Origin of the sequence: Streptococcus mitis, from assembly GCF_047459985.1 — a bacterium.
Classification (GTDB): Bacteria; Bacillota; Bacilli; order Lactobacillales; family Streptococcaceae; genus Streptococcus; species Streptococcus mitis_DZ.
This window is the reverse complement of sequence record NZ_JASHHD010000005.1, coordinates 92210-104138: the sequence shown is the minus strand read 5'-3', so window position 1 is coordinate 104138 and position 11929 is coordinate 92210. Positions and strand designations below refer to the sequence as shown.

The 11929-nt window shown below is 40.7% G+C and carries 10 protein-coding genes and 1 pseudogene; 9 read left to right on the top strand and 2 right to left on the bottom strand.

The features are described 5' to 3' along the window. Positions 1 to 279 precede the first annotated feature (279 nt). Positions 280 to 414 (top strand): 50S ribosomal protein L34, encoded by a 135-nt coding sequence (gene rpmH / locus QM959_RS04910; protein ID WP_000831905.1) that lies wholly within the window; start codon positions 280 to 282, stop codon positions 412 to 414. Positions 415 to 550: 136 nt separating this feature from the next. After that, the gene (locus tag QM959_RS04905; RefSeq protein ID WP_414371767.1) at positions 551 to 2515 is read left to right on the top strand and encodes a peptide ABC transporter substrate-binding protein; all 1965 of its coding nucleotides are present in this window, start codon (positions 551 to 553) and stop codon (positions 2513 to 2515) included. A gap of 22 nt (positions 2516 to 2537) precedes the next feature. On the opposite strand, the gene QM959_RS04900 is transcribed toward QM959_RS04905, so the two are convergent. Both QM959_RS04900 and QM959_RS04895 read right to left on the bottom strand, forming a co-directional pair. Next, positions 2538 to 2684, bottom strand: coding sequence for a hypothetical protein (locus QM959_RS04900; protein WP_023941542.1), 147 nt, complete (start codon positions 2682 to 2684; stop codon positions 2538 to 2540). A 74-nt stretch (positions 2685 to 2758) separates the two neighbouring features. Next, positions 2759 to 4603: an APC family permease gene (locus QM959_RS04895; RefSeq protein WP_414371764.1), complete on the bottom strand. Its 1845-nt coding sequence runs from the start codon at positions 4601 to 4603 to the stop codon at positions 2759 to 2761. A 155-nt stretch (positions 4604 to 4758) separates the two neighbouring features. Between QM959_RS04895 and QM959_RS04890 the strand changes: the two genes are divergently transcribed. From QM959_RS04890 to QM959_RS04860, 7 genes and pseudogenes are all read left to right on the top strand, one after another. Continuing rightward, on the top strand, positions 4759 to 5535 hold the full coding sequence (locus QM959_RS04890) for a TatD family hydrolase (RefSeq protein ID WP_414371762.1): 777 nt from the start codon (positions 4759 to 4761) through the stop codon (positions 5533 to 5535). After that, the gene (rnmV, locus tag QM959_RS04885; protein WP_414371760.1) at positions 5532 to 6092 is read left to right on the top strand and encodes a ribonuclease M5; all 561 of its coding nucleotides are present in this window, start codon (positions 5532 to 5534) and stop codon (positions 6090 to 6092) included. The genes QM959_RS04890 and rnmV overlap by 4 nt, the downstream gene beginning before the upstream one ends. A 74-nt stretch (positions 6093 to 6166) precedes the next feature. Beyond that, positions 6167 to 7077, top strand: a pseudogene (locus QM959_RS04880) (XRE family transcriptional regulator). A 189-nt stretch (positions 7078 to 7266) separates the two neighbouring features. After that, a complete protein-coding gene (locus tag QM959_RS04875) occupies positions 7267 to 9297 on the top strand; it encodes a bacteriocin-associated integral membrane family protein (protein ID WP_414371758.1) in 2031 nt (676 codons plus the stop codon). A 1-nt stretch (position 9298) separates the two neighbouring features. Next, complete coding sequence (locus tag QM959_RS04870; protein WP_414371757.1) at positions 9299 to 9940, top strand: ABC transporter ATP-binding protein; 642 nt, start codon at positions 9299 to 9301, stop codon at positions 9938 to 9940. After that, positions 9933 to 10241 (top strand): hypothetical protein, encoded by a 309-nt coding sequence (locus QM959_RS04865; protein ID WP_414371755.1) that lies wholly within the window; start codon positions 9933 to 9935, stop codon positions 10239 to 10241. The genes QM959_RS04870 and QM959_RS04865 overlap by 8 nt, the downstream gene beginning before the upstream one ends. Before the next feature lie 225 nt (positions 10242 to 10466). Further along, positions 10467 to 11831, top strand: coding sequence for an SseB family protein (locus QM959_RS04860; RefSeq protein ID WP_414371753.1), 1365 nt, complete (start codon positions 10467 to 10469; stop codon positions 11829 to 11831). Positions 11832 to 11929 lie beyond the last annotated feature (98 nt).

The following is an 11929-nucleotide window of genomic DNA, read 5'->3' as shown; positions in this document are numbered from 1 at the left end:
AAAGGGTAAGATGTTTATGTTTTGTCATAGTAGACCTCATTTCTAACTCAAACGTCTCATACTTAATTCCACCATAAAAATCCGTTTTAGACTAACTTCCACTTTGGTCAGACAAGTGGAAGTTACTTTGAGAAGTTATCACATTCGAAAAAGCCAGAAACATTTGCCTAGAGCTATTGACAAAAGTGAAAGAATCAGATAGAATAGTAAAGTATGTTTAGTAACTGATCACATTATAGCCGGCTAAACGAATACAAAATCTATGAGGAGGTATTCATCGTGAAACGTACTTATCAACCAAGTAAACTTCGTCGTGCGCGCAAACACGGATTCCGTAACCGTATGTCAACTAAAAACGGTCGTCGCGTATTGGCAGCTCGTCGTCGTAAAGGACGCAAAGTTTTGGCTGCATAATCCAAACAAACCATATCAAAAATCAGTAGGAACTCGAGTCTACTGATTTTTATTTTTGTAAAAAAGTACAAAAAGCTTTATGTTTTTGCTTGAATAGTGTATAATATTTCACATACTGTAAAATTGGAGAATAATCATGAAGAAATCAAAAGTTATGCTTTTTGGAGCTATGGCTTTGACAGCAGGTCTAGCTTTAGCAGCGTGTGGATCATCTCAATCAAGTAATGCAGACAAGACTTACTCTTATATCTTTGTCAATAACCCAGATACCTTGGATTATATTACCTCTACACGAGACTCTACATCTAGTATCACAACCAACTTGATTGATGGTTTGTTGGAAAATGACCAGTATGGCAATCTCATCCCATCTATGGCTGAGTCATGGACAGTGTCAAAAGATGGTTTGACCTACACTTATAAGATCCGTCAGGGAGCTAAATGGTACACTTCTGAAGGAGAAGAGTATGCGGACGTAACAGCTCATGACTTTGTTACTGGTCTCAAGTATGCGGCTGATAAAAAGGCTGAAAACTTGTACTTGGTACAAGACTCTATCAAGGGGCTAGCAGACTATGTTGAAGGGAAATCATCTGATTTTGGAACTGTTGGTGTTAAGGCGGTGGATGATTACACACTACAATACACCCTCAATCAACCAGAGACTTATTGGAACTCTAAAACAACAGCAAGTATCCTTAGTCCGGTAAACGAAGCCTTCTTGAAGTCTAAGGGAGATGACTTTGGAAGTGTGACGCCATCAAGTATCTTGTCAAATGGTCCTTACTTGTTTAAGTCCTTCACATCCAAATCTTTGATTGAATTTGATAAAAACCCTAACTATTGGGATAAGGACAATGTCAAAATCGAGAAAGTGAAGCTCTCTTTCTTTGACGGTTCTGACCAAGATAGTCTTGCAAGAGGATTTTTGGAAGGCAACTACACAGACGGACGTATCTTCCCAACAAGTTCAGTATTTGCTGAACTCAAGAAGGGAAATGAGGACAAGATTACCTATACACCACAAAACTCAGTTACTTTCTACTATCTTTTCAACGTTAATCGTCAAAGCTACAAGCAGACTATGAAACAGTCTGATAAGGAAAAGACAGATTCACGTGCAGCTATGCAAAATAAGGATTTCCGTCAGGCTATCAACTTTGCCTTTGACCGCCATGCCTATGCAGCGCAGACAAATGGTGAAGATGGAGCAGACCGTATTTTGCGTAACACGGTTACACCAAGTAACTTTGTTCAAGTTGGTGATAAGAACTTTGGTGACATTGTCAATGAGAAAATTGTCAACTACGGTAAAGATTGGGCAAATATCAACCTAAACGATGGTAAGCAAGCTTTCTTGAATCCTGAAAAGGCCAAAGAGAAGTTTGCGAAGGCCAAAGAAAGTCTGCAAGCTCAGGGAGTAACCTTCCCAATTCATTTGGATATGCCAGTTGACCAGACTGCTAAGTTAGATGTGCAACAGGCTGGCTCTTTCAAACAAACTGTGGAAGAAACTCTTGGTAAGGATAATGTAGTCATCGATGTTATCCAACTTTCTCCAGATGAAAAAGACCAAGCAACCTACTTTGCAGATACAGCAGAACAAAAAGACTACGATATTGACGTCTCAGGATGGGGTGGAGACTATTCAGATCCTAAGACTTACCTAGCTATCCTTGATCCAGAGACAGGTTCTCAGTTGAAAAACATGGGCTTGTCTGAAGGAAAAGATAAGGAAGTTAAGGACAAGATTGGTCTTTCTGACTATAAGAAACTATTGGATCAGGCAGATGCGGAAATCACAGATACTCAAGCTCGCTATGAAAAATATGCTGAAGCCCAAGCTTGGTTGACAGATAGCGCCCTCTTCCTACCAGTTCAAAGTGGTGGAGCCAACCCAATTTTCCGAAAGACTGTACCATTTACAGGACCATTCTCATTTGTAGGACATAAGGGTAATTCGGATAACTACAAATATGTTGAATTGCAAAAAGAGCCAGTAACTGCTAAACAGTACCAAGAACTCTATGAAAAATGGCTAAAAGAAAAAGCTGAGTCAAATAAAAAAGCTCAGGAAGATTTAGCTAACCACATTCAATAATGTTCCTAGTCATGCTTTTCAGTTAATACTCTTCGAAAATCTCTTCAAACCACGTCAACGTCGCCTTGCCGTAGGTATGGTTACTGACTTCGTCAGTTCTATCTACAACCTCAAAGCAGTGCTTTGAGCAACCTGCGGCTAGTTTCCTAGTTTGCTCTTTGATTTTCATTGAGTATAAGCATAGTGACTGGATTCAGAAAAAAGCCTTACCAGACGATTATTGGTTCTGGTAGGGCCTTTTCTTTATTCTTTTAAGTGATAAGAGTAGCTAGCGACAACGACGTCTTGGTGCCAACGAAGAGCGTATTTGAGTTTGAGACTCATCTGATTGTGTAGGATATTTTGCCAAGGTTTATTAGGGATAAACTGAGGGACGAGGACAGTGACTGTATAGTTCTTTTTCTGAGCTTCCTCGGAAATCCGTTTGACATACTTGACAGTAGGGGTGATGATGTCGCGGTAGCTGGTCTTGATGTTTTTTAGAGTAATGGTTGGGAAGTAATCGGCAAATTCTTGGAGAATTTCTTGATCTTTTTCTGCTGTCTCCTTGGTAGAAATATGCATAGCTAGGACTTCGTCACCGATACTTTGAGCGTAGTTAATGGCTCCGACGCTGACTCGGGTGACATTTCCTACTAGGACCAGAACCAGATTGCCGTCGTAAGTACGTTTTTCGATTCCTTCATAGAGTCGCAGTTGTTGGGCTACTTTTTGGTAGTGACTGTGAATTGCCAAGAAGAGTAGGGTGAGTACGAGAATAATCGGGAAGAAAGGCCAGATATCACTGAGACGGAAAAAGAGCAGGATTAGTACAATCGCATAGCAAATGATTGCCCCAATGATATTAGCAAGAGCAGGTTTTAAGAAGTTGGCCCCTTTTTCCTTTTTCCAATGACGAATCATCCCAGTCTGAGATAGGGCGAAGGGAACGAAGACCCCGATAGTATAAAGAGGAATCAAGCGTTCGGTATTGCCATTAAAAATGAGAAGAAGAATCATAGCCCCAAAAGCCAGAGTTAAAATTCCATTGGAGTAGCCTAGGCGGTCTCCTTTTTCCATAAAGAGATGGGGCATGTATTTGTTTTTAGCCATATTGTAAGCCAGCATAGGGAAGGCCGAAAAGCCAGTATTTGCAGCTACGACCAAAATCAAGGCTGTAGAGAATTGGAAGATATAATACCCAAGGTGGCCTAAGAAGGAAGTGCCAAGGATGCCTTGAGCCATCTGTGAAAGAATAGTTTCTCCGTGTTGAGGCATAATCCCCATCCAGTAGTTTAGGAAGGTGATACCAGCAAAAAGAAAACCTAAAATCAGTGACATAATGGTCAAGGTTTGAGCGGCATTCTTTTCTTTTGGAGCCTTGAAAAAGGGAACAGCATTTGAAATAGCTTCAACCCCTGTCAGAGAGGCAGATCCGCTGGTAAAAGCTCTTAGGATGAGAACGATAGACAGACTCGGAACAGCATGCCCAATAGGTGAAGTTGCCTGATAGCTGAGAGAACCAGTTACTAGTTGAAAGATTCCATAGAGCAAGAGAAAGACAGTGCTGATGATAAAGAGATAGACAGGAATCATCAGTGAACTGGCAGATTCTTTTAAGCCCCGTAAGTTCAAGAGCATGAGCAAGCAAACCAGAAAAATGGAGATGTGGAGGTTGTAAGGGTGAAGAGCAGGAAGAGCTGCTGTGATAGCGTCAGCTCCAGATGCAACGGATACCGCTACGGTCAACATATAGTCAACCAGAAGACTACCTCCAGCTATTAAGCCAAGTTCGGGAGATAGATTTTCTCGAGTAACCATATATGCCCCTCCCCCTTGAGGATAGGCATGGATGATTTGACGGTAGGAAACGGTCAGGCTAGCTAGAAGCAGGAGGACAAAGAGGCCGATAGGAAGGCTCCACCATATAGCTAGAGGAGAGAGACTAGCCAAGACGAGGACTACTTGCTCAGGCCCATAGGCGATGGAGGACAGAGCGTCGCTTGACAACATGGCTAGTGCCTGCATTTTTCCCAGTAATCCCCCTTCGCCTTCAGTTAAGGACTTAAGAGGACGACCGATAAAGGTATATTTTAATTTTGTAAGCATTTTCTTTCCTTTTCTGAAAATTTCAACAAGGGTTATTATACTGCTTTGGAAAAATAGCGTCAAGAGACGACAATGGATTTTCGAATATTTTGTACAGATGAGGAGAGAGTGCAGTTTTTTGGTATAATAGAAGATAGAAAACGAGGTTAGAAGAGATGATTTTTGATACACATACACACTTGAATGTAGAAGAATTTGCAGGTCGTGAGGCAGAAGAAGTTGCCTTAGCTGCTGAGATGGGTGTGACACAGATGAATATTGTTGGTTTTGATAAACCGACCATTGAGCGTGCCTTGGAGTTGGTAGATGAGTATGACCAACTTTACGCGACTATTGGTTGGCATCCGACAGAGGCAGGAACCTACACAGAGGAAGTTGAGAATTACCTGCTAGAAAAACTAAAACATCCAAAAGTTATTGCCTTGGGTGAGATTGGTTTGGACTATCACTGGATGACAGCGCCTAAAGAAGTGCAGGAGCAAGTTTTCCGTCGCCAGATTCAGTTATCTAAGGGCTTGGATTTGCCATTTGTTGTCCATACCCGTGATGCGCTGGAAGATACCTATGAGATTATCAAGAGCGAGGGAGTTGGTCCTCGTGGTGGCATCATGCATTCATTCTCAGGTTCTTTAGAGTGGGCTGAGAAGTTTGTGGAGCTTGGGATGACTATTTCCTTTTCTGGAGTGGTGACCTTCAAGAAGGCGACAGATATTCAGGAAGCAGCTAAAGAGTTACCTTTGGATAAGATTTTGGTAGAGACGGATGCACCTTATTTAGCCCCGGTACCCAAGCGTGGGCGTGAAAATAAGACAGCTTACACGCGCTATGTAGTAGACTTTATTGCGGACTTGCGTGGCATGACGACAGAAGAATTGGCAGCTGTGACAAGTGCTAATGCAGAACGAATCTTTGGATTGGAAAGTAAATCATGAAAGAGAAAATTTCCCAAGTCATCGTAGTCGAAGGGCGTGATGATACGGCTAATTTAAAACGCTACTTTGATGTTGAGACCTATGAGACTCGTGGATCGGCTATCAATGAACAAGATCTTGAACGAATTCAACGTCTACATGAACGTTATGGGGTGATTGTTTTTACTGATCCTGATTTTAATGGGGAACGAATTCGTCGGATGATTATGACTACCATTCCGACAGTTCAACACGCCTTTCTCAAACGTGATGAAGCAGTTCCTAAGTCCAAGACCAAGGGACGTTCCCTGGGAATTGAGCATGCCAGCTATGAAGATCTGAAAACGGCTCTAGCTCAGGTGACAGAACAATTTGAACATGAGAGTCAGTTTGACATTAGTCGTAGCGACTTGATTCGCCTTGGTTTTCTAGCAGGATCAGATAGCCGAAAACGCAGAGAATATCTAGGAGAAAGCCTTCGTATCGGCTATTCCAACGGAAAGCAATTCCTTAAACGCCTAGAGTTGTTTGGGGTTACCTTGGCAGAAGTGGAAGAAGTTATGGAAAGTTATGAGTAGGCGTGAATGTAGTCTATAAAATCACCTGAGTTTCAAAGTGTTTTTTTCGAATAAGGTATAAGAGGAGGTGTAGAATGTCAATTGGTCAAAAAATAAAAGAGACTCGGATAGAAAAAGGAATTAGTCGTCCAGATTTTTGTGGAGATGAGCAAGAACTGACGGTTCGTCAACTAGCCCGAATCGAAAGTGGCGCTTCGCAGCCAAGTCTTCCTAAGTTAGACTATATTGCTCGCCGTTTAGGAGTTCCGGCTTATAGTCTTATGCCAGACTTTACAGCCCTTCCTTCTGGTTACTTGGAGCTGAAATACCAGATTTTACGTGAACCAATCTATGGTAAAGAAGAGGAATATGATAAGAAGGAAGCATGCTTGGAAGAAATAGAGAATTTATTTTATGAGCAACTTCCTAGTGAGGAAAAAGTATGGTTTGATGCTACTAGAGCAACGATAGATGTTATTCGAAGCGGACGATCGGAATATGGGGAAACCGTGCTGGACGACTATTTTAAAATAATTTATGATAAGGAATTGTTTTTGATAAATGAATTAGAGGTTATAAATTTGTATTTTGCTACGGTGCTTACAAAAATAAAACAAGGTCACAATCAGAATTTAGAAATTGACAGAATTCATTCGTTTTTATTTCGTTTGACAAATCACGTAGAATTAATTGCACCAGAATATCTTTTTGCGTTAAGTAATACTTTGTTTTCAGGTCTAGCCTGCTTGGATAATTTATCGTCTTATGATTCGCTATCAACTTATATATCTAGCCTTAATCAGATAATGGAAAAGACACAAGATTTTCAAAAAAACCAATAGTATTAATGTTGGAGTGGAAATTATCTCTGATAATAAAGAAAGATTATGTCTCTGCTGAACAGTTCTATCAAAAATCAAAGATATTTGCTGATATAATAGAGAATTCTTATTTAGTTACCATGTTGGAAAAACAATGGCAAGAAGATTTAAAAAAATATTTATAAAAATAGTGGAATAATGACAAAAATGTCACTGTGGATATGGCAAAACAGTTCTAAAGTTCGTCTTTAGAGCTGTTTTTTTAGATATAAGATAGAAATAAAGCGAAATAGTAAGGTTTTAAGGACATTGATGTCATTGGTGTTTATTGATATAAGTTTTATAATAGATGACATAGAAATAAGGAGGAAATGATGAAACGTTTTTTTATTTTGATTTCAATGGTCTTGGTATCACTTTATATGGTGATAACTTCCGTTGACCATCGAGAAGAGATTTTATTTGGTAACTATTCCTCTGTTGATGTGACAGGAATGGTAATAAATCAACCAGTAGCTAGTCGCGAAGAGGTGACAGAGGCTTTGAGTCACTTGGCAGTAGAGCACAAAAGTCTCATCGCCCGTCGGATTGTTGAGCCAAATGAAGCTGGAGAAACACGCTTTACCTATGCCACTTATGGTCAGGGAGAGCTTCCAGAAGGTCTGACCATTTCCTCCAAGGAGAGTGCAGAAACGAGTGATTTATTAGGTTCTTACTTGATTGTGTCAGGAAGTTTGGATGGAGTGAGCTTACAGACCACCTTGAAAGAACTTGGTTATCAAGGCTTTGTTTCGAATGGAGAAGATCCATTTTCGATAGTCTTACTATTGGCGGCCACCCCTATGGTGCTACTGAGTTTAGCTATTTTTCTGCTGACCTTTATGAGTTTGACTCTGATTTATCGGATCAAGTCCCTTCGTCAAGCAGGGATTCGCTTAATAGCTGGTGAGAGCTTGTTTGGGGTTGCTCTCAGACCGGTGTTAGAAGATGTGAGACAGCTTATTTTCTCGGTACTGGTATCCAGTCTTTTGGGCTTTGGGATTCTCTGGTATCAAGGTGCCTTGTTTATGTCGATGGTGCAACTTGTCATTATTGGTCTTCTGCTTTATGGATTATCTTTGGTAGGGATTTCCATCTTGCTAAGTGTCGTCTATCTATTCGGTTTGCAGGAAAATGGCCTGATGGACTTATTGAAAGGGAAACTCCCTCTCAAACGAATGATGGCATTGATGATGGTGGGGCAACTCTTAGCCGTACTGGTGGTCGGATCGAGTGCGACTGCTCTCCTCCCCCACTACCGTGAGATGCAGGAGATGGAGAGAGCTAGCGACAAGTGGAGCCAGTCCTCAGACCGTTACCGCCTCTCATTTGGATGGTCTAGTGCATTTGCCGATGAAGAAGGGATGCGTAAGGATAATCGCGAGTGGCAGACATTTACTGAAGAACGATTAGCCCATACAGACTCTCTTTACATTATGAGCAATGTTGACAATTTCTCAAATGGAGCAGAAGTGGATCTAGATGGCAATCGTCTCAATGACTACACACCTGCAGGGAATGTCATCTATGTCTCACCGCGCTATCTAATAGAAGAAAAGATTACTGTTTCTTCAGAGTTTATGGACAAGATGCAAAACCTGTCTGAGGGAGAGTTTGGGCTGATCTTGCCTGAGAGTTTGCGAGAGCAGTCTTTCTACTATCAAAATCTCTTTGCGGCATATTTGCAAGGGTTTTCATCGGTCTCGTTTGAGGAGGCAAGCCAGAAAGCCTATAGTCCAAAGATTACAATGGCTTTTACAGAAACAGGACAGGAACGCTTTCTCTATAACGATGGATACAAAACGACCCGTCAATATCTAAAAGATCCGATTATTGTAGTCCTAACGCCACAAGCTACTGGAACAGGTCCTGTTGCAGGGATGTTATGGGGAACTACTGCTAACAGTTCCTTGAAATTAGATCAATATCAAGACAGTATCATAGCTTTAAAAGAGCAAGGTATGTATCACAAGGTCTCTTACTTGATAAAGAGCCAGCTGTTTTTTGCCAAGGTGCTAAATGACAAACGCATGGAGTTCTACTCTCTCCTTATTGGGACAATTTTAACTCTGTCTACGGCAATTTTGTTATTTGATTCCATGAACCTTCTCTATTTTGAGCAGTTCAGACGGGAGATCATGATTAAACGCCTCTCTGGTATGACAATCCATGAGCTTCATGGTAAGTATTTACTGGGGCAAGGTGGAGTTCTATTGCTTGGCCTAATCCTATCTAGTCTTTTGACGGGAGATGGCTTGCTTAGCGCTCTTGTTGTAGCTTTGTTTGCTCTTAATGCCTTGTTGATTTTAGTAAGACAGGATAAAAAAGAAGAGGCTGGCAGTATGGCCGTATTGAAAGGAAAATAAGATGATTGACATTCAAGGATTGGAAAAGAAATTTAATGACCGAGAGATTTTTTCTGGTTTGAATCTTAAACTGGAGAAGGGCAAGGTTTATGCCTTAATCGGAAAGAGTGGGAGCGGAAAGACAACCCTACTTAATATTTTAGGAAAGTTAGAAAAGATTGATGGAGGACGAGTTCTCTATCAAGGGAAAGATTTAAAAACCATTTCTACTCGAGAGTATTTTCGAGACCAGATGGGTTATCTCTTTCAAAATTTTGGCCTCTTAGAAAACCAATCTATCAAAGAAAACTTAGATTTGGGTTTTGTTGGGCAAAAAGTTTCAAAAGCAGAACGTTTGGAAAGGCAAGTGGAGGCTTTAGAGAAGGTTAATCTAGGGTATTTGGATTTAGAACAAAAAATTTATACTTTATCAGGAGGAGAGGCTCAGCGAGTTGCTCTTGCCAAGACCATTTTGAAAAATCCACCCTTAATTTTGGCAGATGAACCAACAGCAGCCCTTGATCCTGAAAATTCAGAGGAGGTTATGAATCTCTTGGTGGATTTGAAAGATGAAAACCGCATTATCATCATTGCGACCCATAATCCCTTGGTTTGGAACAAGGCAGATGAAATTATTGATATGAGGGATCTTGCTCATGTGTGAAAAAATTCGTATCCGCAGGGTGCTTGACTATCCTAGTGTTAGAGGTGGTTTAGAAGACATCCTCATCATGGAAAATATGACCAATCATCTCCTTTTGGTTCAAATCCGAGTGAATGGGTATTTGCTTGATTTTGCTAGCATTGAAGGGCAAAGGCAAAAGCATTATCGTTTGAAAAATTTACCTCAAACGGTTGAACTGACAGTGGACGATGTGGAGGAGGATGTAGATTTGACCCTACCTGAAAATCGAAGTTATCAAGAAGCTGATTTTTTCGAACGTATGTTTCAGGAGAATCAGTAAGTCAGCATTTAAAGATTGCCAAGCACTATCTTCCTTCATGAGGGAAGATAGTTTTTTAGTGTGATTTTCACCCCAAAATACCAAGGGAATATGATACAATAGAAGTAATCATATACTGGTTAACAGGAGATAAAAGGCTACTTGATAGTAAAACTTAGTCAAGAGTATTGACAACATTATTTCTTGCCTAAACTACTATGGAGTAGTAATAACAAGGAGAAAAAAATGGGCATCTTTGACTATTTGAAAAAGACCGAAGCGGAAGAAGAGTCTAAAAGCAATGCATGTGTGGGAGTTTTAGACTTTCTCCCTATGAAGGAAACGAATCAATTATTGATTGTTGGGAGTTTAGAAGGGACTCTCAAGGTTGGGGATCAGTTGCAGTTTTGCAATCCTGACCAAGGAATGGACGCTCTTGGTACTGTAGAGGTTAAAAAACTTAGTAGTCAAAACAAAGATGCAGATAGTCTAACGGATGAAGTTCTTGCGCATCTAGTGGTTGATAGGAATCCTTCTTTGGATAAATTGAAAAAGGGAAGTGTGCTCTTTAGTTCAGGTGTTGATGAAGAGCAAATATTATCTAGCTACTCAGATGCTCTGTATCGTGCTTTTGTAGCCATCCAAGAGGGTCAGTTGACCAATGAAGACTATTTGGCAGCTAGCCTTGATGATAGTGTAGAGATTTTACGTCTCTTTTTATGGAAATGCCGTCAAAATCAGGAGACTGAAAGCGAAGAAAGTTATCAAGCCAACACTCGCAAGTTGGAACGTCTAGCGGAAATCGTCAAAGACAAGTTGTTAGTAGCAGATTCTGTTTATGCAGTGTATTCGGAAAAAACGGGTGAACCTTACCTCTTTTCAACTACTTATGACAGAGGTGAGGAAGGATATCTGTGTACTGATCCTATGATCATGCTTTTGACCCCATCTTGGTATCGCCAATTCAAGGAAACCATTGACAGTCGACCAAATTCAGTCGTAAAACTGATTGAAAATACGGAAGATAAAAAAGGGATTGAAAATTTCCTTGGGACAGCCTTTTACTTAAATGGTGCCCTGGGAGCAATCTTTAATTCCAAGGAAGTCAGCATCAGTGCCTCAGCCTTGGTTCAAAAACCAGATTTTTCTGATTTGCCAGAAATACAAGTGCCTGTCATGAATCCTGACCTAGTGAGATGGATGCTCTTGATGGGGCAGATGGATCAATCGACTACAGAAGAGCAAGAACTAGTTTATGGGCTTTACTACAAGTTCTTCTCTATGGCTATGCCTAAAGCCAAGTTCTTGCTTCCATTAGATGCTACTTCAGGATTCCCCGATAATACTCAAGGAGCCAATTCCTTTGTCTTGAAAGAAGACGCTCGATTCAGCATTCCAGTCAGAGAAGGAAAAGATGGACGAAATTCCGTCCCAGTCTTTACCGATTGGAAACGTCTGAGAATGGTCTTTGATGAAAAGTGGAATGGCATGATTGAAGAAGCAGGAGGCATGATTGAAGGCTTTGACTATGCAATAAACCCAACTGAATACTATGAAGCAGGTGCTTATGTTAGTCTAACAGCTTTCAAAGAAATGCAAGAGCTCAGTTAGGAACTAGAAGGCAGAGCTAAAGATTAGAGAGTTTCTTTACATTAGGAAACTATATAGTTTTATCTACATCCTACTTGAACCACTAACCTTTTTCAAAG